General features: G+C 41.8%; 23 protein-coding genes. 20 read left to right on the top strand and 3 right to left on the bottom strand.

Annotated elements, in window-relative coordinates:
- Window positions 1–6: 6 nt before the first annotated feature.
- Window positions 7–1,098 (bottom strand): type VI secretion system protein TssA, encoded by a 1,092-nt coding sequence (tssA, locus tag IEV39_RS08790; RefSeq protein ID WP_005284338.1) that lies wholly within the window; start codon window positions 1,096–1,098, stop codon window positions 7–9.
- A 24-nt stretch (window positions 1,099–1,122) separates the two neighbouring features.
- Complete coding sequence (gene tssH, locus IEV39_RS08785; protein WP_005284341.1) at window positions 1,123–3,795, bottom strand: type VI secretion system ATPase TssH; 2,673 nt, start codon at window positions 3,793–3,795, stop codon at window positions 1,123–1,125.
- Between the two features lie 375 nt (window positions 3,796–4,170).
- On the opposite strand from tssH, the gene IEV39_RS08780 reads away from it, so the two are divergent.
- From IEV39_RS08780 to IEV39_RS08690, 19 genes are all read left to right on the top strand, one after another.
- Window positions 4,171–4,875, top strand: a complete 705-nt coding sequence (locus tag IEV39_RS08780) for a hypothetical protein (RefSeq protein WP_005229255.1) — start codon at window positions 4,171–4,173, stop codon at window positions 4,873–4,875.
- Between the two features lie 19 nt (window positions 4,876–4,894).
- A complete protein-coding gene (gene tssB, locus IEV39_RS08775) occupies window positions 4,895–5,398 on the top strand; it encodes a type VI secretion system contractile sheath small subunit (protein ID WP_005229256.1) in 504 nt (167 codons plus the stop codon).
- Window positions 5,391–6,872 (top strand): type VI secretion system contractile sheath large subunit, encoded by a 1,482-nt coding sequence (gene tssC, locus IEV39_RS08770; protein WP_005284346.1) that lies wholly within the window; start codon window positions 5,391–5,393, stop codon window positions 6,870–6,872. The genes tssB and tssC overlap by 8 nt, the downstream gene beginning before the upstream one ends.
- A gap of 51 nt (window positions 6,873–6,923) precedes the next feature.
- Entirely contained in the window at window positions 6,924–7,427 is a 504-nt protein-coding gene (locus tag IEV39_RS08765; protein ID WP_004654761.1) for an Hcp family type VI secretion system effector, read from the top strand.
- A gap of 74 nt (window positions 7,428–7,501) precedes the next feature.
- On the top strand, window positions 7,502–7,978 hold the full coding sequence (tssE, locus tag IEV39_RS08760) for a type VI secretion system baseplate subunit TssE (RefSeq protein ID WP_004771197.1): 477 nt from the start codon (window positions 7,502–7,504) through the stop codon (window positions 7,976–7,978).
- A 12-nt stretch (window positions 7,979–7,990) separates the two neighbouring features.
- The gene (gene tssF / locus IEV39_RS08755) at window positions 7,991–9,799 is read left to right on the top strand and encodes a type VI secretion system baseplate subunit TssF (RefSeq protein WP_005284349.1); all 1,809 of its coding nucleotides are present in this window, start codon (window positions 7,991–7,993) and stop codon (window positions 9,797–9,799) included.
- Window positions 9,763–10,758, top strand: coding sequence for a type VI secretion system baseplate subunit TssG (gene tssG / locus IEV39_RS08750; RefSeq protein WP_005284351.1), 996 nt, complete (start codon window positions 9,763–9,765; stop codon window positions 10,756–10,758). Before tssF ends, tssG begins: the two co-directional genes overlap by 37 nt.
- A complete protein-coding gene (locus IEV39_RS08745) occupies window positions 10,758–12,182 on the top strand; it encodes a hypothetical protein (protein ID WP_005284354.1) in 1,425 nt (474 codons plus the stop codon). Before tssG ends, IEV39_RS08745 begins: the two co-directional genes overlap by 1 nt.
- A 28-nt stretch (window positions 12,183–12,210) precedes the next feature.
- Window positions 12,211–16,020: a type VI secretion system membrane subunit TssM gene (gene tssM, locus IEV39_RS08740; protein ID WP_005284356.1), complete on the top strand. Its 3,810-nt coding sequence runs from the start codon at window positions 12,211–12,213 to the stop codon at window positions 16,018–16,020.
- Between the two features lie 37 nt (window positions 16,021–16,057).
- Window positions 16,058–17,017, top strand: coding sequence for a type VI secretion system-associated protein TagF (gene tagF, locus IEV39_RS08735; protein WP_005284359.1), 960 nt, complete (start codon window positions 16,058–16,060; stop codon window positions 17,015–17,017).
- 2 nt (window positions 17,018–17,019) lie between these two features.
- On the top strand, window positions 17,020–17,787 hold the full coding sequence (locus tag IEV39_RS08730) for an OmpA family protein (protein WP_005229269.1): 768 nt from the start codon (window positions 17,020–17,022) through the stop codon (window positions 17,785–17,787).
- A gap of 33 nt (window positions 17,788–17,820) precedes the next feature.
- The gene (locus IEV39_RS08725; protein WP_005229270.1) at window positions 17,821–18,084 is read left to right on the top strand and encodes a PAAR domain-containing protein; all 264 of its coding nucleotides are present in this window, start codon (window positions 17,821–17,823) and stop codon (window positions 18,082–18,084) included.
- Window positions 18,085–18,251: 167 nt separating this feature from the next.
- Entirely contained in the window at window positions 18,252–18,704 is a 453-nt protein-coding gene (locus tag IEV39_RS08720; RefSeq protein ID WP_005284363.1) for a hypothetical protein, read from the top strand.
- A 37-nt stretch (window positions 18,705–18,741) separates the two neighbouring features.
- Window positions 18,742–19,152: an NF045616 family extracytoplasmic (lipo)protein gene (locus IEV39_RS08715; protein ID WP_005284366.1), complete on the top strand. Its 411-nt coding sequence runs from the start codon at window positions 18,742–18,744 to the stop codon at window positions 19,150–19,152.
- Window positions 19,153–19,196: 44 nt separating this feature from the next.
- Window positions 19,197–19,610 (top strand): NF045616 family extracytoplasmic (lipo)protein, encoded by a 414-nt coding sequence (locus IEV39_RS08710; protein ID WP_005284369.1) that lies wholly within the window; start codon window positions 19,197–19,199, stop codon window positions 19,608–19,610.
- A gap of 101 nt (window positions 19,611–19,711) precedes the next feature.
- Window positions 19,712–20,080 carry a hypothetical protein gene (locus IEV39_RS08705; protein WP_227554508.1) on the top strand — a complete coding sequence of 123 codons (369 nt, stop codon included), beginning with the start codon at window positions 19,712–19,714 and terminating at the stop codon, window positions 20,078–20,080.
- Between the two features lie 568 nt (window positions 20,081–20,648).
- Window positions 20,649–21,419, top strand: a complete 771-nt coding sequence (gene modA / locus IEV39_RS08700) for a molybdate ABC transporter substrate-binding protein (protein WP_005284372.1) — start codon at window positions 20,649–20,651, stop codon at window positions 21,417–21,419.
- Window positions 21,420–21,423: 4 nt separating this feature from the next.
- Window positions 21,424–22,119 (top strand): molybdate ABC transporter permease subunit, encoded by a 696-nt coding sequence (gene modB / locus IEV39_RS08695; protein ID WP_005284375.1) that lies wholly within the window; start codon window positions 21,424–21,426, stop codon window positions 22,117–22,119.
- Entirely contained in the window at window positions 22,116–22,733 is a 618-nt protein-coding gene (locus IEV39_RS08690; RefSeq protein WP_005284377.1) for an ATP-binding cassette domain-containing protein, read from the top strand. Before modB ends, IEV39_RS08690 begins: the two co-directional genes overlap by 4 nt.
- On the opposite strand, the gene IEV39_RS08685 is transcribed toward IEV39_RS08690, so the two are convergent.
- On the bottom strand, window positions 22,728–22,994 hold the full coding sequence (locus tag IEV39_RS08685; RefSeq protein ID WP_005229281.1) for a metal/formaldehyde-sensitive transcriptional repressor: 267 nt from the start codon (window positions 22,992–22,994) through the stop codon (window positions 22,728–22,730). The two genes, IEV39_RS08690 and IEV39_RS08685, sit on opposite strands and share 6 nt — an antisense overlap.
- A gap of 57 nt (window positions 22,995–23,051) precedes the next feature.
- Between IEV39_RS08685 and dmeF the strand changes: the two genes are divergently transcribed.
- Window positions 23,052–24,047, top strand: a complete 996-nt coding sequence (gene dmeF, locus IEV39_RS08680; RefSeq protein WP_005284380.1) for a CDF family Co(II)/Ni(II) efflux transporter DmeF — start codon at window positions 23,052–23,054, stop codon at window positions 24,045–24,047.
- The last annotated feature ends 31 nt before the right edge of the window (window positions 24,048–24,078 follow it).

The raw sequence follows: 24,078 nt of genomic DNA, 5'->3' as shown, positions 1-24,078 counted from the left end.
CAACAATTATTCGTATTCATTCTTTGGTTGCACACCGAGCGTATCTTGCAGCATTTGTAACGGATGCTCATCTTTAATCACTTGGGTTAACCATTCATGTAGTGGCATTTGGCTCCACTTAATGGTTTTTTGCAACATATAGCTCACAGGACTATGCGGTTCATTTTTTTGAAAATAAGTCGCGATTTCCTGTAAAACGCGCATTGCTTGCTCACGATTTTCAACATGCGATTGAACTTGTGGCTGAAAGGTCGGTTGCGCTTGAGCTACAGTCGGCTGAGCGGTCAGATTTTGTGGTGTCGTGGTCATAGCGGTTTCACTGTCAGTCGCCACGGTTTGAGTTACTTGCTCAAACTGTTCTGTTTTATAAATTTTCTTCAGACTAATATGAATATGATCGAGGCTAGAGTCAATTGCAGCAAAGCTTGGTGAATCTAGACCAAGTAAACCATCCAGCACATTTTTCAGGGTCGACCACTGTTGGAAAATCTCACTGAAATGTTGATAGTTCTGGCGTTGGAAGGCTTTGTCTGTATTCAGTAAAGCCTGCTCAAACTGCTCTAGCTCACTGGTACTGCTCGCACTTTCATAGTCATCACTCTGTTTACGTCGAATATTTTCATGATAAAGAAAATTATCATAGTCGAGTAAATGATAAAAAGGAGCGTGATTGATCAGTGGGACTTTTTTAATCAGTAGGGGTAACTGGTTAATTAAACCCTGTAATAATCCAATCCGTTGATCCAGATCATCATCTTCCACTTCTGGATGCAGTGTCAGCCAGTATTGTTCAAGCAAGCGATGACTGAGCTCAAGGCTCTTGGCAATTCCTTCGAAGCCATAGAGATTGGCCCAGGCTTCAGACAGCCAGGTGAGGATACGGATATCTTTACTTTTGCTTTGCAGTAGATCAATTGATGTGGCTGCAACAAAGTCCCAATCAGCCTGTTTCGGTTCTGTGACCCAATCGCCTTGATCAAGCAGCAGATCATCTTGAGTCCGGGCTTTTTTAATGGCATGAAACTCATTTGAAAAAGAGTAATCTTCACCGCAAGGCGACTGCTCATTAATCGGGTTCAGTAATGGGTTAATATCCATATGTATCACAGTGTTGGCTCAATCTTAAAGTTCAGCTTTCGCTTTTTTGCTGGTACGCTTTTTCGTGGTTTTTGCAACAGGATCAAGCTGATAGATGATTTCATCATCTTTGGTATCAATGTTGATCAGTTTCGGCAATTTATGCTCAGCTAAAGCCACCAGAATTTCTGTCGCAAGTGCTGGTAAAACGGTCGAGTTTAAAATGTTATCTACATTGCGCGCGCCGCTATCAACTTCGGTACAACGACTTAAAATCAGTTCAATCAAATCGTCTGAATATTGCACCTGAGTTGCATATTGTTTTTCAATACGTGCAACAATCTTCCCAAGCTTATGTTTGATGATACGAACCAGTAAATCATCATGTAAAGGGAAGTAAGGCACAATGCGCATACGACCAATAAATGCGGGCTTAAACTGTTTATACAAGCTTGGCTTTAAATGCTCGATCAGGTCATCCGCATCCGGCCATTCCTCGACAGGCTGATTTAAGCAGGCCTGCATGATGGCGCTAGAACCCGTATTCGAGGTCAGGATAATGGTAGTGTTTTTGAAATCGATGACACGGCCTTCACCATCTTCCAGAGTACCTTTGTCGAAGACCTGATAAAACAGTTCCTGAACATCGCTATGCGCTTTTTCAATTTCGTCCAGAAGCACAACACTATAAGGATTACGACGTACCGCCTCAGTTAAAACACCGCCTTGGCCATAACCGACATAACCGGGAGGTGCACCTTTTAAGGATGAAACCGTATGCGCTTCCTGATATTCAGACATATTAATGGTAATGAGATGCTGTTCACCACCATATAACTCATTGGCCAAGGCAAGGGCAGTTTCCGTTTTACCTACACCACTTGGACCGATCAACATAAATACACCTTGCGGTTTATTTGGATCTTCCAGCTTGGCTTTAGAGGTCTTGATGCCTTTTACCAATTGATTCAATGCATAATCCTGCCCCATGACGCGCTCACCAAGCTTATCTTCAAGGCTTAGAATCTGTTTGATTTCATCATTGACCATATTGCCAACCGGAATACCGGTCCAGTCGGAAATGATCTCATTGATGATGCGTGCATTGACACGCTCGAAGACCAATGGCGTCTGACCTTGTAACTGAGTCAGTTGATCTCTTAAGGCAGCGACCTGAGTGCTATGTTGTTCTTTCTCATCTTGATTGCTCAGTTGCTGGATCTGTTTGACCAAATCCAGTTCTTGCTGCCATTTCACTTCAACATCCTGTATTTCTTTATCTAAAGAAGCCAGTTGCTGATTGAGTTCTTCCAGACGTTCATGATGAATCGGGAAGTGCTGATGTTCATTGCTTAAAATCTGCTGTTCTAATTTCAGGTTATGCTGTTGCGCTTTTAACTGGTCGAGCACCACCGGCTGCGCATTTTGGGTTAAGGCAACACGAGCAGCTGCAGTATCGAGTACACTGACGGCCTTATCCGGAAGCTGGCGTCCACTGATATAACGGTGAGAAGCCTGAACAGCAGTAATGATGGCCTGATCTTCGATTTGCAGATTGAAATGCTTCTGCATCACCGGAATCATGGCACGTAACATATCAATCGCGACTTCTTCAGTCGGCTCTTCAACCTTAACCACCTGAAAGCGGCGACTTAAAGCCGCATCTTTTTCAAAGTACTGTTTATATTCAGCCCAAGTGGTTGCGGCGATGGTTCTTAGTTCACCACGTGCCAAAGCCGGTTTAAGCAAGTTAGCAGCGTCATTTTGCCCCGCCTGACCACCCGCACCGATCAGGGTATGTGCTTCATCAATAAACAGGATAATCGGGTGTGTTGAAGATTGAACTTCCTGAATCACCTGTTTTAAACGATTCTCGAATTCACCTTTAACGCTCGCACCGGCCTGCAGCAAACCCATATCTAACACATGCAGATGCACATGTTTAAGTGCATCTGGTACCTGACCTTGTGCAATCTTTAATGCAAGGCCTTCTACCACAGCTGTTTTACCAACACCCGGCTCACCGGTCAAAATAGGGTTGTTTTGACGGCGACGCATCAGGATATCGAGCATCAAGCGAATTTCAAACTCTCGACCAATGACCGGATCAATGCCGCCTTTCTTGGCTTTCTCTGTCAGGTTAATCGTATATTGATCAAGTGCCGGGGTTTTTACGCTGCTTGTTGTGGTCGCCGGATTTTCTTCCGAGGATAGATCCGCAGCGGCAGACGGTTCGGAAGCTGGTTGTTCCGTGCTGTTGCCGCAAATATCCAGAAACTTGTGTTTCATGGTATCAATCGGGAACAGTTCAAATAGACTGGAAGCCCTGAACGCAATCTGTTGTAAATCTGGCGCGGTGAGTAGGGCAATCAGTAAATGACTGCTACGAATGACGGGGGTTTGTTCAGCAGACGCTAGCAACCAGGCCTGTTCAAATAATCTTACAATTGATTTGGCAAAAATAGGGGTACGGGTATTGCCTTTTGGTAGAGAACCTATAGTTTCTTTTAAATCATTAATTAAGGCTTCAGCAGAGATATTATTTTTTTTTAGTAAAATGTGTAAATCATTGGCAGGATTTTGATTTAATAACTCAACCAGCAAGTGTTCAATCTCAATCTCATAATTTAATTGGTTAATACAGTAATTTGCTGACTTTTCTAATGCAGTACGAGTAGGAGGTGATAGTTTTGTAATTAAAACCTTTAAGTTACTCATTTAATACTCACAGTAATTTTTAAATACCAAGTTCTATTCGGTACGTATTAACTTGATATGGTTGTTTTCTCTTAAAAATATTTTTTGAATAAAATCAAAAACTTAACTAAACTCTACACGAGTATACAGATTATTCTACAACAAAAAATGTCACTTTTAAACAAAAAATGCACGTTATTTAAGTTTTTTTTTACAGGAATGTCTGTCATGAAACTTTAATAATGTTAATAAACGTAACTGGTATTGACTTTATATGTGTTTTTTTTGTTAAATTCGCGGAAATGATGTAAATGTACAAAAATTGACGAGTAAGAGGGTTTTTTAACAATAATTGTCAGCTCTTCAATTATAAGTTAAATAATGACGAGGCATATTTTGAAAAAAGGTATTGTAATATCAATTCTTTGTATAGCGACTGGTTTAATCGGCAATTCAGTTTATGCTGAAGAGCAGGCTGCGAAACCAATTAAATTAAAAAGCAAATGTATTAAACAGAATCCGTTGGTGGCAGGCCAGACGGATCAAACGCTATTGGGAATTTATCAACAGGTTTGTGATAAAGATAATGCTTCACGTGTCAATGACCTGTTAGCTCAAGCTGCAATGCGCATGTATGAACTCAAGCAGCCGATGAATGCCTTAAAACTGGCGACACAATTACAAGAGCAGAATGTCCGTGGTGCAGCGTTAACCGATGTTGCTTTCTTGGCTAGTGTTGAGCTGGCGAATCAATCGCTTCAGCACATGCGCTCAAGTGAAATGCGTTATTTAAGCAATGAGTTGACGTACCCACCTGCAAAGCAGTTGAGTGACAATATCCGTGCAGCAGTGCCCGCACCTGATACCTCAACCAGCAAAGCCATTACTGACGAATCTTTAAAGAAAGAAGTTCGAAATACTGTGTCGAATACAAATACTCGACGTACAACAAACAGAAAAGCACCTACAACCCAACCAGCACGTAATAATGTAACTCGTACTGCTGCACCTAAGCGACCAGCAGCTGCAGCAGCACCAGCGACTAAACAACCAAATACTGTTCAAAAGACAGGCTCGAATCCTTTTGATTCGTTGAAATAATAAGCAAGGGTAGAAAGTTATGGCAAAGAGAGAAAGCGTACAGAAGAAACTGCAACGCATACGTCCTCCTCGTGTACAGCTGACATATGATGTTGAAGTTGGTGACGGTAAAGAGTCAAAAGAATTGCCTTTTGTTGTCGGCGTCATGGGTGATTTCTCTGCTGCATCCGAGTTAGAGAAAACCAAATTAAAAGATAAGAAATTCATCAATGTAGACCTCGATAACATTGATGAAGTCATGGAATCATTGGCACCACGTGCAGCCTTCCAGGTTGAGAATACCTTGACTGAAGAGGGTGGTCGCATGTCTGTTGACCTAACGTTTAACTCGATGGAAGATTTCCGCCCAGAACAGGTGGTACAGCAAGTTGATCCATTACGCAAACTGGTTGCGGCGCGTGAGCGTTTAACGGATTTGCGCAACAAGATTTCCAATAGTGAACGACTGGAAGACTTGTTGGATGAAGTATTGAAAAATACCGATCAGGTCCGTCAATTAAGTGCGGAGGCTGACAATGAGTAATTTACAGGCAGCTACTGTTGCAAGTGTGGAAGCTGAATCAGCGAACCTGCTTGACTCCATCGTTGAGCAAAGCCGTATTGCACGTAATGATGATGAGCATGTTCGTGCAAAAAGCCTGATTGGTGAGTTGGCAAAAGAAGTGATGGCCGGAACCATTACGGTTTCTGAAAATATGACCTTGTCGATTGATAAGCGTATTGCCGAGATTGATGCATTAATTTCAAATCAATTGAGTGAAATTATGCACCATGAGCAATTCCAGAAAATTGAATCGACCTGGCGTGGTCTTTACTATTTCTGCCAAGAAACACCTTCTAACTCGATGATCAAGATTCGTATGTTGAATACGACCAAAAAAGAGTTGGTGAAAGACTTTCAGGGTGCGACTGATTTCGATCAAAGCACACTGTTTAAAAAGATTTACGAAGAAGAGTATGGCTCATTCGGTGGTGCACCGTATGCGGCCCTGATTGGTGATTTCGAGTTTGATCGTACACCGTCAGATATGTATTTACTGGAACAGATCTCTCATGTGGCTGCTGCGGCTCATGCACCCTTTGTTTCAGCGGCAAGCCCAAGTATTTTAGGCCTTGAATCATTTACGGATATTGATCGTCCACGTGATGTTTCAAAAATCTTTGAAACAGCTGAATACGTGCAATGGCGTTCTTTCCGTGACAGCGAAGACTCACGTTATGTTGCATTGACCATGCCTCACGTGTTGGGTCGTCTGCCATATCATCCAAAAGAGGGAACTGCGACTGAAGGTTTCAACTTCATCGAAGATGTCTCTGGTGAAAACCATGACGATTATTTATGGATGAATGCGGCCTATGCCTTTGGTACCCGTTTAACCAATGCATTTGATATGCATGGCTGGTGTGCGGCGATTCGTGGGGTAGAGGGCGGTGGTCTGGTTGAAGGCTTGCCAGTGCATACCTTCAAGACCTCAGATGGCGAAGTGGTATTTAAATGCCCAACTGAAATTGCCATTACAGACCGTCGTGAGAAAGAACTGAGTGATCTTGGTTTCATCCCGCTCGTTCACTGTAAAAATACAGACTATGCTGCTTTCTTTGGTGCGCAATCAACGCAAAAGCCGAAGAAATATGACAGCGATACGGCCAATGCCAACTCTGCACTTTCGAGCCAGATCCAGTACATCATGGCAGTATCACGTATTGCGCATTACTTAAAAGCAATGATGCGTGACAAAGTTGGAAGTTTTGCATCTGCAGGCAATGTTGAAGCCTTCTTAAATGAATGGTTGTCTCAATATGTCTTGCTAGATGATGGTGCATCTCAAGAAGCAAAAGCACAATATCCGCTTCGTGAGGCATCTGTAAAAGTTGTAGAAGATCCAGCTCAGCCGGGTCACTACAAGTCTGTGGTTTTCTTAAGACCACATTTCCAGCTGGATGAGTTGTCTGTTTCTTTACGACTCGTGACTGAACTACCTCAGTCCTCAAATTAACAATGAGATCAGCTAGATAATAACTTTAAATAAAATAGAGGTAATGTTTAAATGAAAGATATATATGTTGAGTTTCGTGGCAAGTACAAGGTAGACGGAGAATCTCGCGATTCTGAACACAAAGGTTGGCTTGAAGTTAACTCTTGGTCTCATAACATTCGTCAACCAAAATCTGCGACTTCTAGTAGCGTTGGTGGTCACACTGCTGAACGTGTTGAACACTCAGACATGATTTTCGTTAAAGATTTGGATGCAACTAGTCCAAAACTTTGGGAAGCATGTTCTGCGGGTTACACTTTTGATGAAGTACAAATCGATTACTACCGTGCAAATGGTGACAAGCGTATCAAGTACTTACAAATCAAATTGAAACACGTTCTTGTTTCAAGCGTAACGCCAACTGTTAATGAGGAAGGCGTTCCTACTGAAACATTTGGTTTGAAATATGCTGCTGTTGAGTGGACATATAACCAACAAGACATTAACGGTACTGCGAAAGGTGCTGTTACTAAGAAATGGTCACTTTCTAACAACACAGCGTCATACGCTGCGTAATAGAAACCGTGATGTTCTAGTAGAGGTTAATAGTCGCCTATTAGCCTCTATTTTTCCAAGATTTGTTCTTAAAAATGAATTTAGATCATTTATATCCCTATGGCTTCCGGTCAACTTTATTTGATCGTCTGGTGCCTGAGCAGGAAGATTATTTAAGAGGCATGTCGATTCAGCAATTACGAGAGTCTGTTGCTCGGGATCTGGAAGACTTGCTCAATAGTCGGATTGCACAATTTGATCGTGATATGGATGAATATCCACTCGCCAAGAAATCGATCTTGCAGTTTGGAATTATTGACTTTGTTGGCCTGTCAACCGCCAACCCGCTGGATCGGGATAAAATTTGCCAATCCATTGAGCAGTCAATTGCTGCACATGAGCCAAGATTGAGACAGATAAAAGTCGAGATGTTATTAGATGGTCACAATATGGGTTCACTGTGTTTGAGTATTCAAGCTTACTTAAACATCCATCCTTTATATGAACCTGTGTTTTTTGACGCTTTACTCAAACCGACAACACAACAATATGTTATTTCTGCCAGAACCTAGTGTGAGCGAACTGTGATAGAGCAACTTTTACCGTATTATGAAAAACAACTACAAGAATTCGGTCAACAGTCCAGAGAGTTCGCGCAGAAGTATCCCAAAATTGCGCAGCGTCTTTCCTTAAATCAGGAACAGATTGATGATCCGCATATAGAACGGTTAATCCAGGCTTTTTCCCTGATCGCTGCACGTATTGATAAAAAACTAGAAGACAGTTACGACGTATTTACCCATTCACTGTTTGAGGTGATGTTTCCTCAATATTTACGTCATTTCCCCGCCTGTACCGTTGTCAGCTTTGAAGATATTAATAAACTGAAACAGCTCACCGCAGCACATGTCATTCCACAAAAAACAGCCTTGAAATCGCGTAGCTTTAAAGGCGTGCAATGCGAGTTTAATACCACCAATGAAGTTCGCTTATTGCCGATTTCATTAACGCAGCTAGAGTTTCAAACCTCACCCAGTATTCATATGCATTTGAACCAGAATGCGACTTTAAGCCTGAAATTTGAAATTTTTAATGAGGCGCAAAATTGGATTCTGGATGAGAAACTGCCGATTTATCTGGATGCGATTTCAAACTTTCCATTACAGGTGCTGGACAGTATTTTCCGTAAAGATACCGGCTTTGCGCTCCGTGTCGGGCCGCGCGTGGTAGAAATCAGCAATCCATTTGAAGTGATGGGGTTTACCGAGCAGGAAAGCCTGTTGCCGATTGATCAGCATACCCATCATGCTTATCGTTTATTGATGGAATATTTCTGTTTTCCTGAAAAATTTAACTATCTCAATTTGGATTTAAGCCGCTTAAAAGGCTTGCTGGGTCAGCAGAATCAGTTTGAAATCCTGATTCATCTCAAGCTCAATTTAAACGATCAGGCGGTGGTACGGAATTATTCCGAGCTGAATGTCGCAAACTTTAAGTTGTTTACGACTCCCGCAATCAATCTGTTTGAAAAACAGGCCGAGCCGCAGAAAATTTCACATACCCAATTACAATATCCACTCATCACCGATGCGCATCATCCTGAGCTTTATCAGGTCTATTCGGTGATTGAAATGAATATGGTGCGGGAAAAAACCAATCAGGAACAGACCCATCTGCCAGTATTGCCGTTTTTTGCAATGAGTCATTATCATAATGATAAAGTACAGTTCTTTTATTCGCTGAATTATGTGCCCGCACAAAATAAAACCACGCAAATGGGCTATTCAATCGTTTCAAAACATTTGAAACCTTATGAAATTAAATCAGATTTTATTAGTACCCGTTTACTCTGCTCAAATGGCGATTTGCCGCATGAAGCATTAAGTCAAAGTAATAATATCCTGAACCTGAATGACAGCAGCTTGGCACGACGGGCATTAATTTTAAAACGTCCGACTTCGCCTTTCTATTTTGATAAGAATAAAAATGAGCAGTGGCGGATTATTTCTCATCTTTCATTGAATACGCTGGCCTTGATGAAAGGAGATGCCTTGAGTCATGTGAAAGAGCTGTTGGCCTTATATAATTTGCCGCACTCAAAAGAAAATATTTTACTGATTGATGCACTCAAGCAATTGAGCTTTTCAACCACCAATAAACTGGTTAATTCCAAGCCTTTCCCGATGTTCATTCGAGGAGTGAAAGCTGAGCTTGCAGTCAACAAGAGTGTGTTTAGAGGGCATAGTTTATATATTTTCAGTCAGCTGCTCAGCCATGTGTTTAATTTGAAAGTTCAGATTAACAGTTTTGTCGATGTGGTCGTAAAAGACAGTCTTAATCAGCAGGAGATATACCAATGCGTGCAGAACGTTGGTGGCAAGACTCTTCTGTAGTCGACCAGATTTTTAAAAAAGCCGGCTCATTTGAGTTTATTCAGTCGATACGGTTATTACGGCATTTACCTGCACCATCCCGTCAGCAGGACTGGTCAGATGATTTCAAATTTGGAACCTCATTTAGTTTAAGTTTCCCTGCCACTGAAATTGAGGAACTGAGTTATCAAGATCAGCGGATTCATTTGACCAATCTAGTGGTCGGTTTAACCGGTACCCAGGGTGCACTGCCTTATACCTATACCAATAAACTCAAGCAGAGTTCCCGCCAGCAGCGACTCGAAATCAAAGCCTTTTTGGGATTGTTTAATCATAAACTTACGACCAAATATGTCGATGCCAGTATTGCCTATAACTTACCGGTACGTTATGAGATTGAGCAAAAGAATCACTATCTCGATATTTTACATGCCTTAAATGGTTATATTCGCTCCCAGCATCAGCAGCATGATCTGGATGAATATTTTGCCGAATTTTCTGGTTTGATGCAGGGACAGAATAATACTGCCCATGCCTTGAAAACTATCTTAGGACGGGTGTTTGATACTCAGGTACAGATTCAGGAGTTTGTTAAAGAGAAATTCCAGTTGGGCGATGAACAGAAAACCACTTTGGGCGGCAGTCACCCAAGTTTACTGGGCATTAATACCTTCTGCGGAGATACTGTTGAGCAGATTGACGGAAAAATAGAAATTCAAATTGGCCCATTAAACCGCGAACAGTATCTGGCTTTTTTACCGAATCAGCCGCTGAATAAAAAATTAAAAGATCTGATCCAGACCTGGTGCAGTCCGACCCTGTTTATTGATGTGCGCTTGATTCTCGACAAAAATGAAATTCGCCCGATTTCGCTGGATTCATCGCATGCAATGGGCTTGGGACAAGGTGCATTTTTAATGCCGTCAGAACAATTACAACATAACAGTGAAACGCGTTATGCACTTTTAGGAGCCGCATAATGATCAAGAAAATCCTGGCAACGTTAATTACCTGTTTTATTCTGGTTGCACTGATTGTGATCTTCTATTGGAGAGATACGCAATATTTACCTGAATCTGCAGACCTGATTAATTACTTCCTGATTCTGCCTGTTGTCATTACCTTTATTTTACTTTCGCCCTGGCTCATCTATAAGGGCTATCAAAAATATAAAGAGAGAAAAGAACAGGCTTTGGCCGCTGAGCAAAATAATAATCAGGCAGAAGATGAGCAAGCGCCGATTGCTCAGGCAAGTAAATGGTTGAATGTTAATCTGTATTCTGCTGCGGTCTATAATGCATTGGGTGAAAATGATGCCATCCTGACGGGGATTAAAGAGTTTGCCAGCCCGAAACTGGATCCGCATTTATTGAGCTTTCAGGGATTACCGATTTTATCCTATCGTATTGAGGAGCTGGATCAGCTGTTGGGTCCGGATGACGAGGATGAGTCACAGTTTTTAGCTATTCGACAACAACGCATCATGGCATTGATTCGACATCAGATCGAACAGCACCATGATGTACTCGTTTCCATCTCAGAGCATTTAAAGCGCTCCAGCCTGTTTTACGAAAGCCAGAACCTGCATGAATACCGGATGCATCCTGCATGGATTGATCCTGGATTTTCCGGGGAAGAACAAAGTGAAGAGTTGCAGATCGAGCAGGTCTACCGTTTAGATAAGTTAAATTTACATATTTTGCTGTCTGAGGATGTGGTACATACCTGGAATGACCAAAGTAGTAATGAAATGCTGCAGCGCATTTTTTATGAGCTGGGCATCATTCCACAAAAATTCCATATTGAATATCATTTTATCAGTGCCGCATCGACAGAGCAGCAGATGGTCGAGTTAGTGGAGCGTATCCAGAAACAGGCGCATGAAATTTCCTTGATTATTGCTGCAGACTCAGAAATTGATCAGGAAATCGTGGATGAAAAGGTGTGGGGAATGAGTGCCTATACACCTGCCGAGTTTGTCGGTAGCAGTTGCCTGGCGCATCCCGAAGTGCAGCTGATGCAACAACAGCCTTTAAAAAGCTTAAAGCTGGTCGCTCATCAAAATAATTTAGATCAAATATTCAAAGAGCTAGAAATACATGATTTACCACAATATCAAGATGAACAACCTTTTGTACTGGTGGTCGAGGATGCGACCGATATCAAGGCGGTCAAAAAGCTGGAACAGTTTTTTGCACAAAGCCCGGTAGAGCAGCATCACTACCTGTATTGTAAACCGACTGCTGGACATACCCAGAACGTGGCAAAAGTTTTTGGATTGATGTTGGGGGCACACCTTCCAGATCAACAGGTTGCCTTTGTTTATGGACAAAATTTAAAAGCATTTATTCAAACTTTCCCAGAGATCTCACCGGATCAGGAAAGTGTAGCAATTGCTGATTGATTAACTTTATTAAGAATTTGAGAACTCAATGTATACCATTTTAGGTTATCTGTGGCAGTACATCACTAATCCTAAGGCAATCATTGCTTTGTCCTTGTTTGTGGCGCTTATTTCTTCATATTCGTCCATTCCGCGTCATATCTTCTGGGCGTTGGCAGCGACTTATGCGTTGGGCCTGATTGTGTATGGCATTTACTGGTTGATCCAGCGTAAGCGCCATGCAGCACAGGGTGAAGAACTGGCCAATGCGATTGAACAGGACAGCAAGGCTGAGTACGGACAACAAAAAGATAAAGCCGAATTACAGTTAATCCAGCAACAGATGAAAGAGTCGATCCAGTTGATTCGCAAATCCAAACTGGGCGATAAAAAGGGCAATGCGGCTTTATACGAATTGCCTTGGTATATGGTGATTGGTAACCCGGCTGCAGGTAAGAGTTCGGCCATTTATAATTCCGGATTAAAGTTCCCCTTTGAAGAAACCCATCAAAAGATGGTCTCTGCGGGTTTGAGTGGTACACGTAACTGTGACTGGTTCTTTTCTACCGAAGGGATCTTGCTGGATACTGCAGGCCGTTATTCAGTGTACTCGGAAGACCATTCTGAATGGTTGGGTTTCCTTAATATCCTGAAGAAGAACCGTTCTAAAGCCCCGGTGAATGGTCTGATCGTGATTGTCAGTATTGCTGAACTGATCAGCCAGAGTCCTGAAAACTCCTTGAAACTGGCCAAGAATTTACGTGCCCGTATTCAGGATTTAACCGAGCGACTTGAAGTGGTGGTGCCGGTTTATCTGGTGTTCTCGAAAATGGACCTGATTGCGGGCTTTACCGAGTTCTTCGATTGTTATGAGTCGCAAGAATACAATCAGGCTTGGGGCGCAACCTTGCCTTACGAGCAGAACTCCTCCCTGAATGCGGTTGAATTATTCGAAAAACATTACACGATTCTGTATGACGGTTTAAAGAGTGTAAGTACGACGCATTTGAGCCGCCGTCATTCGCAGAATATTTCTCCAAGTGTGATGACCTTCCCGCTGGAATTCAAAACGCTAAAACCGGCATTAAAAAGCTTTATTGGTACTTTGTTTGAAGATAATCCATATCAGTTCCAGCCGGTATTCCGTGGCTTTTATTTTACCAGTGCTTTGCAGGAAGGCATTATTGAAAGTCCAATGACGGAAAATATTGCACAGGAATTCCAGCTTCAGCAGGTTCCGCTCAATGGTCAGGAAGGTCCGAGTCCATCACTTGCACCGAATCACGGCTATTTCTTGCAAGGCCTGTTTTCGAATGTAATTTTACGCGATAAGGATCTGGTAAAGCAGCATATCAATCCTGCGAAAAAGCGTCAGCGTTATATTGGATTCATTGCCGCATTGGTCGGTGTTTCACTGGTCTTGGGCGTATGGGTCTGGTCATATCGCAATAACCAGCAACTGATTGCCGATGTGCAGGCAGATCTGGATAAAGTGGTCCATCTGGAAAAAGCCTCAGGGCAACAGCTTTCCACCCAGCTTGAAGCTTTACTGATCTTGCAGGAGCGTTTACAGCAGCTTGATGAGTTCAATGACCATCGTCCACTTAAATTCAGCTTTGGTTTGTACCAAGGCAATCAGTTACGCGAGAGCTTAAAGGCAGAATACCTGAAAGGGATCAAGCAGATTGTCCTGACGCCAACTCAACAGAATATTGCACAATACCTGCAGCGTGTTAAGAACAATGAAGCGACCCTGAAAGCCAATCATGTCAATGTGGAAATCAAACAGGTTGCCAAGACACAGCAGTATCTGGAGCCTTCGGATACCAATCCGCAAGATGCCTATAACGCATTAAAAGCCTACTTGATGATGAGCAATCCGGAATATATGGATAGTAGTCATTTAAGTGATCAGGTGTCGCGTTTCTGGCGTTCCTGGCTAGATGCCAACCGTGGCCAGATGCCACGTGGTGAAATGATTCAGGATGCGGAAAAAATTCTTTCTTATGCCATGACCTTGGCCAATCAGGATGGCTTCCCGATCCTTGAAACAGATGCGCAAGTGGTTGATCAAACCCGTCAGGTACTCCTGTCAGTCATTCGTGGTATGCCAGCGCGTGATCGTGTCTATAACGAAATCAAGATGCGCGCAGCGGTACGTTTTCCGGCGGTGACTGTTGCACAGATTGTGGGTGAGCAAAACCGTTCAATTGTGCTGGGCAGCTATGCATTACCAGGTGTATTTACGCAAAAAGCTTGGGATGAATATGTCGAAAAAGCGATTGATGAAGCGGCGAATAAACCAACAGACAGTAAAGACTGGGTGTTGAATAGCCGTCAATCTGATGACTTGACCTTCTCGGGTAGCCCGGAGCAGATTCGCAAGCAACTAGTGGCCTTGTATAAGCAGGAATATGTGACGGAATGGAAAAAGTTCCTGAGCGGTATTTATTATGCTAAAGCCGATCAGTTTAGCCAGCAGGTCAAGACCATTGATATCTTGGGTGAACCTCAAAACTCACCGATCCGTACCCTGTTACAACGGATCGCAATCGAGACCAACTGGGATAACCCGATTGTTCAAGCTGAGCTTGCTGTCCCTGAAAAAGGCTTTGTGGCCTGGTTCAAGCGTAAAGTCTTGAATAATTCGGATGATAGAGCAGCGGCTCAAGCTATGGACCGTGCGCAAGGTGCAATTTCTCAAGAGTACCAGATGTTCTATCAATTGGTGCGTAAGCGTGATGATTTGCAGGATAAGTCGCTATTTGATGAATACATGAATAATCTTGCGCAAGTCCGCAGCAAGTTTAATGATCTGAAAACCGCAGGCGAGATTGGTCCAAGTGCGATGGCTTTAGTGAAACAGACCATCAATGATCAAACCTCAGTTTTCAACATCACTCAGAAATATGTGGATGAGAAAATGATGGTGGGTCTGAAGGATACTGACCAGCAGTTATTGCAAAAGCTGTTGATGGGACCGTTGACTCAATCATTTGCCAGCTTGATTGCACCGACACAAGATGAATTGAACAAATTGTGGGGCATTCAGGCCTATCAACCATTTAAAACCAATTTGAGCCAGAAGTATCCATTTAACTCAAGTGTGACTTTACAGGCAACCAGTAATGAAATCGGTCAGATCTTTGGTGAAACAGGTAGCATTGCACGCTTTGTCAAGGAAGCCTTGGACCCATTTGTGATTCGCCGTGGCTATGTGTTGACTTCTAAAACCTGGAAAGACTTGGGCATTAGCCTGAACCCGCAATTTGTGATGGCGTTCCAGCAATATGTGGCGCCAATCAATGGGATGGCGACCGGTAGTCTGGATCAGCCAGCCGCTGCACCTGTGTCAAATCAGTCGAACTTCCAGTTCTATCCATTACCGAATCCACAGTACTTGTCGTACACCATTGATATCGATGGTCAGCGAATGGTGTTTGAAAATGGCATTCAGCAATGGGTGAACTTCGTCTGGCCGAATCAGGGTGCGATTCCAGGTGCTCGTATTACAGCTGTCGATCTTGAAGGCAAGACTCATACCATTTTCGAAGAGCCGGGTGAATATGGCATTAACCGTTTGATCGATGCGGCACAGCGTAAAGAGCAAAACGGTAGCTTCGAAATGACCTGGACCAGCAAAGCTGAACCATCATTAACCTTAAAAGTGAACTTCCGTCTGATTAGCGGTAATAGCTCAGGCAATATCGGTTCGAGCCGTGGTTATGCGGGCTTGCAACTGGTTGATAAAGTGGTGACAGAGAAAGCGGTACGCGTGGTTTCTGCGCAAGCAACCCCTGCGGGTGCTGCACCGAAGCCACAACCGGCTGCACCTGCTCAGCCAGGAGTAACACCGTAATGTTAGGGATAATCACGGAACATCAGGAGGGGCTGGGATGCAACAAGTGAAGACCACACCTTTGTATTACGGAAAGACACCCGCTCGGGGTGACTTTCTGAAGTCCAAAGGGCAATATGCGTTGATTCAGGTGCTTGATCAATGGATCACGGAAGCACTTGAACTTGCCATGCGAGCGCCTGACTTCAAACAACGTTATGAGTCTTTACCAGCGCTGGATTTCTTTATCGCCAATCCTGCTGAGCCGATGTTTCTGGCAGCCAACCTGATCGCCAGCCAGGATAGCTCAGGGCGAGCATTTCCAATGGTATTAAGCCAACTGCTGGAAGTCGAACAACCTTATCAGAATCTGTTGCTGGCGCCGTATTATTACAAGTCGGTACTAGTTGATCTGTTCCAGCGTAATCGGGTACTACGCAGTATCCGTGATACCAATATCATGCTGGAAAAGCTGAATAATCTACCCAACGTGGTTCAGTTATTTACCTCGACCGAATGTAATGGTTTCTATGAAAATCATACCATGCACTCATTTGCACAATTGATGAAGATCAATGTCTATGAACTCGCACAAAGCATGATTGGTTTGGGATTGTTATTGCAGCCGATTTTAAAGAATGGTACCAGTCGCTTAAACAAGGTGTTAATCCTGCCGATCAATAACCATATGTATTGTTATGAAATTGCTGCCTTCTGGGTTGGAATGATTGGACGATTCTTAGGCATTAACAATACCGAAATCCTGATTGGCATCTTGCACCGAGAGGAGCCGATTCTATTTATTGGTTTCCAAGGCGCAGATATCATGGCATTGAGCGATATCTTTACCCAGAATATGCAGAGTGAACATTGGGTTTCATTGATTCAGGCGCAATGGATTGATGCTTATCTGGAGCAAAATGCAGGCCTTGCGACACTCGAACAGTCACTTTGTCAGCGTCAGATGAGCCTGAATCAGGGCTTAAAGCTATTCCGACAAACTTTTTTAGATGAATAAATATGAGAAATAATTTGAAATCTGTATCGGCGGGTTGGGTCTTTGCTTTAACACTCTTAGGCCAAAGTGCTGTGCTCAATGCAGCACCGATCGTGGTGGAAGGCGTAGTGCCGAACGATGCCAGCAAACAGGCAATTCTGGTCAAGATGCAGTCGGTGTATGGCGCTGATCAAGTGGTCGATAAAATTCAGGTCCGTCCAGTGTCAGCACCAAATGGATGGAGTGATTCGGTGACGCGTGTGATTACACCTGACTTGAAAAAGGTCAAGCAGGGGCAATTGCGAGTCAGAGGAACACAGGTCGAATTAACCGGGAAAATGACAGACCCGAATGACATTCAACCGACCACCAATAATTTTCAGGCTTTAGTGCAGCAGCCTTATCGTTTTAATGCACAGCTTTCTGTGAATCAGGCAGAGCAAAAAATTATTGATGATGCATTGAAAAACCGAATTATCGAATTTGAGTCTGGGAGTGCAATCCTGACCGCGGCAGGACAACAGATTCTGGACGAAATGGCGGTGGCTTTAAACAAGGTGGGCGGCAAGAAAGTCAAAATTATTGGGCATACTGATAGTTCTGGTGATGCTACCAAGAATACGGTATTAAGCCAGCAGCGTGCTGCAGCGGTACAAAGTTATCTGGTCAGTAAAAGTATTGCTGCTGACCGTTTGAGTACTGAAGGTAAGGGCTCTAGCCAGCCTGTTGCTGATAATGCAACGGCAGACGGGCGTCGGAAAAACCGTCGAATTGAATTTGAAGTGCTTTAACAGTTTAAATACCTACATGTGAGGGATGTGATTATGGCAACACCCTATATAGTTGTTGGTTGTCCAACCACAGGCGGTGGACAGGTGATTAGTGGTAACAGTAGCTTCTTGATTGAAGGGATTCCAATTGCCTGTGTCGGTGACAAGGCCACCTGCCCAAAACATCAAACTGTTGCGACCATTGTCGCTGGCGATCCGAATATGCAGGTGATGGGCAAAGCAGCAGCACGTGTCAATGATCCCTTATCTTGTGGTTGTAAGTTATTACCGAAGCAGAACTTAGCTGTGAGAGGTTAAAACTTTTTAAAGCTCTTGGAATGAACAAAGGGCTTTAAAATTTAATCTATTTCGGCAAGGTTGCTGGTTAGAGCAATAATTTGGTCGTTGCAGCAGGCTCAACTAAACTGTGTATTTCGCATTTTACTGGACAGATCAATGCTTGATTTTTTAGATGAGCATGGCCGATGTTAAAACAATTGCCTATACTCTTATTGATGGCTTTTCTTGGAGGTTGTAAGGAAAAGCAGACCGAAAATTTTAATTATGAAGTTTCAGGTCATCAGCTTTGTGCTCTAAAAACAAGTGAGATGAGCGCTGCTAATGAGTTTGGATTGTTAGATAGTTCATTTAAGTATAAAGAAAATGTTTTTGATGAAAAATTATCGATTGATATATATGAAGAAAGTTTAAAAAAATTATCGAATAAACAAAGTAAGTATATTTTCTGTATTGATACTTCAAGCATAAAAGCAGGTACTCTGGAGACACAGATAAGATTGGAAATTAAAAAAGGAAAGTATCTGAGGCAGTATGAATTTATAAATTATTCATGCCTGTCGGGTCGTCATTCTAAGCTGAATCTATCAAAAAATGAAATCATTAAATGTAATGAAGGTGATTGGGGAAATGATAGATGATAGATGATAGATTTTAATTATCTTTTAGATTTTGAATATGAATAACTATAAATTATTTGTTTTTATTACTTTTTTTTGTGGTTGCTTAACAGGATGTAATCTAAAAAGTAAGGATCTTGAGGTGAAAATTAATCAGGATCATTTATGTGTATTTAAAAATAATTCTAAAACTTATTATGGTCTTGATAATACATTTCTTATTTATTTAGGGAAGATAGACTACAATAAAGATTTTAAAAGTACTTATGAAAAGCTATATACTAATGTCCCTCTACCTATAGATGAAAAAAATTGCGTTGCAATACCATTAAAAGAAATTGAACGTAATATTGCTTACGAAATTATTTTAGATACAAATAAAAGCTTTCATACAAGCATTTGTCTCATAGATGATGATAATAAGCTGGAAGTTAGATATGTTGAACCAGGAAAATCAACTTGTAATTAATTTGTTACCCATATGGTAAATAATTATTGCCGAGATTATAAAAGATGAAGTCTACATATCTAAATCTATTATTTATTTTTGGTTTTTGTGTCTTTATCACTGGATGTAATCCACAAAGTAAGGATCTTGAGGTAAAACTTATTCAAGATTATTTATGTATATTCACGAACAATCCTAAAACCCATTATGGATATGACAATAGTATTGTAGTGTCTACAGGAAAAATAGATCATACAAAAGAATTTCAAAGTAATTATGAGCAGCTTTATAAAAATGGAGTATTGCCTATAGATGAAAAAAGCTGTATCCAGATATCTGTAGATATTTTCGAAAAAAATATTGTATATGAAATCACTTTGGAAACAAATAAAATTTATCACAGAAAAATTTGTCTGCTTGAGAGTAATGGTCGGATAGACATAAAATATATTGACTCTAGTAAAAAGAATTGTGAGTAATTATTTTAATGATATCAAACTATTTATTTGTCAAGACTTAAAATTTAAAGAGACAATTATGAGTTTTTTGAAGTTTTTTATATATTCAATTATTTTTTTTATTGGCAGCTTGTACTAGGCAGACAATATACTTAGCACCAAGTGCTAAAGGCTATTTATACAATGCTGTTACAAAAGAGCCCTTACGGAATCTCGAAGGTTATGTAAGCTATGCTTCTGGAAATGATCCTTATAATTATGTAAAAACAAATAATGTTGGGAAATTTAAAACGAAACCTATTACATATACTTATCGTATAAATAAGCCTGACTATAAAAACTGGAATCAACCTTTAATTATATTTATTGAATTTCAAAATTATGAACCAGTTGTATTCCAGATTGATAAATTTGTACAAGATCAAAATGCAATCAACCCAGATAAAGAAACTACAGTTAATATAGGGAGAGTTTATCTCAATCCAAAATAAATTATTTTAACTTTTCTCTACCTACTTATTTTTTTATTATTTATTGGGTTGGTTAAATAATTTATATGCAAATAAATAATGGTTCTGTTTCTGCTCGAGATATTTTAAGGTGTCTTAAATAGAAAAGATTATTTTTTAATTGAATTGGATAAATGGGATGTAATGAAGGGATAAAGGGAAGGCCTACTTTTGACTTCTATCAGAATGTTGATATAGGTGTTATTCATTTAGATCCAAAATATTAACCTGTTCGGCTTTATTTTGGTTAATAGTATATTAAAAAACATTTAATGATAAAATTCTATATCTTTTTCTGTCTCATTCCTAAGATAACAATTTATGTTATCTGTTCAAGATAGACAACGACGCCTATTCAATATCATTAACTTGATGTTTGAATAGGCTTTTTTTGTACAAAAAACTGCTTTTAGTACAAATCTTTCAATTGTTGATGGCGTTACAAAGAGGTGAAGGACAAAACCTAACAAAACTGGCGAAATGTTATTTTTAGTGTATCTTTATTCAGCGATATATTTTTAAAAACATATCGAAATCTGAGGACAGGATGATGACAATAACGATGAAAAAATTAGGTCTTTGCAGTGCCATTTTCGGGGCGGGATTATTGATTCAAACCCCTGCATTTGCTGCCGAATCAGTAACAGTATATGCCGCTGCCAGCTTAACCAATGCAGTCAATGAACTCGATGTAATCTATCAAAAGAAGAATAAAACCCAGATCAAGACCTCATATGCCGGTTCCTCAACTTTAGCCAAACAGATTGAAGCAGGTGCGCCAGCTGATGTATTTATCTCGGCTGATACACAGTGGATGGATTATTTACAAAACAAACAATTGCTTGCAGCTACAGATCGCATCAATTTATTGGGTAATCGTTTAGTGATGATTACGCCTAAAGATCGGCCGATTAAATTAAAAATGGATAAAAGCTTTGATCCAGGTAAGGTGATTCAGGGTAAGCTGTGTACAGGCGATACTAAAAGTGTACCAGTCGGGAAATATGCCAAGCAGGCATTGACTTCACTGGGCTGGTGGGACAAGGTTCAATCTCGTCTAGTGGAAACAGAAGATGTCCGTGCTGCCTTAAACTTTGTAGCCCGCGGTGAATGTCAGGTGGGTATTGTCTATGCAACTGATGCTGCCATCAGCAAAGATGTAGTTGTAGCCGGTATCTTCCCTGAAAGTACCCATCCAGCGATTATTTATCCTGTGGGGCTGATCAAGAAAAATACCGAATCGATTAAATTCTATAAGTTTTTACAAAGTGGGCAGGCCAAAGCCGTATTTAAAAAATATGGATTTAGCGTGTCGCAGTAATTGAATGATGATCCTTAGTCCCGAAGAAATTGAAGTCCTTAAGCTATCGTGTAAAGTGGCAGCCGCATGTCTGGTGTTTAGCCTCATTCCTGCAACGTTAGTAGCTTGGGTATTGGCCCGAAAAGAGTTTTGGGGAAAATCACTGTTCGAGACCTTGGTGTTCTTGCCTTTGGTTTTGCCACCTGTGGTGCCAGGCTACTTGTTACTACAATTGTTTGGTAATCGCGGATTATTCGGACAATATCTGGCACCTTTCGGTTTAGAGTTTGCCTTTAACTGGAAAGGGGCGGTATTGGCCTCGGCGGTCATGGGCTTTCCCTTGTTGGTGCAATCGATTCGACTGGCGATTGAACTGGTAGATCAACGTTTGGAAATGGCCGCGAAAACCTTGGGCGCATCTTCCCTTTGCGCTTTTATACAGGTGACCTTGCCATTGGCCAGTAGCGGGATTTTGGTGGGTAGTATTCTGTGTTTCTGTCGTAGTTTGGGAGAATTTGGTGCAACCATTACCTTTGTTGGCAATATTGCCGGTGAAACCCGGACTTTACCGCTGGCGATGTATAGCTTGATGCAGCAACCGGATACCGAGGCAGCAGTATGGAGATTGATTATATTGTCTTTAACCGTGGCGTTCTTTGCGCTCTGGTTTGCACAGTGGTTCAATCGATATCAGAAAAATAAGCGTGGGTATTCAGCATGATTGATTGTCATATACAACTGCAACAAGGGCAATTCTCTCTGGATCAACGTTTTCAATCCGATCAGTTGGTGATTGGCTTGTTTGGGGCTTCCGGTTCGGGGAAAACCACGATATTGCATAGCATTGCCGGATTAATCCGACCGCAATCGGGTTGGATTAAAATTCAGGATCAGATCTGGTTCGATCAAGCTCAAAATATCCATCTAAGTACACAGCAGCGTCGCGTGGGCTTGGTTTTTCAGGATGCCCAACTGTTTCCGCATAAAAACGTCAAACAGAATTTACTGTTTGGTTTTAAGCATATTGCACCACAACAACGTCAGTTTGAAGCGGACTATATTGTTGAGCTACTCAAATTGGGACATTTGCTGGAACGTATGCCCATTAAGCTGTCTGGAGGCGAAAAACAGCGAGTGGCTTTGGGACGAGCATTATTATACTCGCCACAATTGCTGCTTTTAGATGAGCCGCTGTCTGCACTGGATACGGCGCATAAAGCCGAGATCATTCCTTTTTTTCAACGTGTCAAACAGGAAATCAAGATCCCGATGTTATATGTGAGTCATGATCATGCCGAGATCGAGCAGCTGAGCAAGACAATCTGGTATTTATAGATAGCGTTGTAATAAGGTGAAAAACTTTTCTACTTCCTCCTCATCCACATGATCAGCACCTTTTAATACATGTTCTTTTAAGTGTTGTTCGATCAACTGGTTCATTAAACCATTCACCGCACCTTTGACTGCAGCAACCTGCTGTAAAACCTCTATGCAAGAACTGTCAGGATTGGTGAGCGATTTCTCGACTGCTGCGAACTGTCCCTGAATCCGCTTAAGACGATTTAAAATTTTCTTATCTTGGTGTAGGTGAGACATACTTTTTTTCCTAAAAAAAATATATACTAGGGGGAGTATATTGGAAGACTAAAATAAATGCAGCATAGTAACCTAGAACGACGTCATTCTCATCAGTTTGATCAAGGAAATCCTTTAGCGCAAAAAAGAATTTTAATTGCCACTCTTTTAACGGCAGTGATGATGGTGCTGGAAATTCTGGGTGGCTGGTTTTTTAATTCGATGGCTTTACTTGCCGATGGCTGGCATATGAGCTCGCATATGAGCTCGCATATGCTAGCCTTGGGACTGGCTTATTTTGCTTATCGTATGGCACGACATTATGCCCATGACCAACGTTTTAGTTTTGGTACCTGGAAAATTGAAATTCTGGCGGGGTATAGTAGTGCGATTTTATTGATGGTGGTCGCGCTGTTGATGGGGATTCAGTCACTGGAGCGCTTATTCAATCCGGTCACCATTCATTTTAATGAGGCGATTCCGATTGCGATTATTGGCCTGATGGTCAACCTGATTTGTGCTTGGCTATTACATGAAGGTGGTCATGATGATCACCATCACCATCACCATCACCATCACCATCACCATCACCATCACCATCACCATTCGCATAGCCAGCATCATGAAGCACATCACCATGCTCATGACCATCATGATTTAAATCAAAAAGCTGCATTTCTGCATGTAGTTGCCGATGCAGTAACCTCTGTTCTGGCCATTATTGCCTTATTTGCAGCCAAATACTTCGGCTGGAATTTTCTGGATGCTTTGCTCGGAATTGTGGGCGCATTGCTGGTGGCGAAATGGTCTTGGGGGCTGATGCAGGAAACCGGAAAAACCTTGCTGGACGCCGAAATGGGTCATCCTGTGGTTGAAGAAATACGGGAGGTGATTGCCGGGTTTTCACAGGTTGACATTACCGATCTGCATGTGTGGAAAGTGGGGAAAGGCAAGTTCTCGTGTATTGTCGGTCTGGAAACGACATTGACCGATCTTAATCCTGATCAGGTCAAAGCCGCGCTGGCGATTCATGAGGAAATTGTGCACGCCTCAGTCGAAATTCATCATATTTAAGATTGAGTGGCATCGAGTAGGATTTTACGCT

It is taken from the genome of Acinetobacter courvalinii (genome assembly GCF_014635545.1).
GTDB lineage: Bacteria > Pseudomonadota > Gammaproteobacteria > Pseudomonadales > Moraxellaceae > Acinetobacter > Acinetobacter courvalinii.
This window is presented reverse-complemented; position numbering and strand designations above follow the sequence as displayed.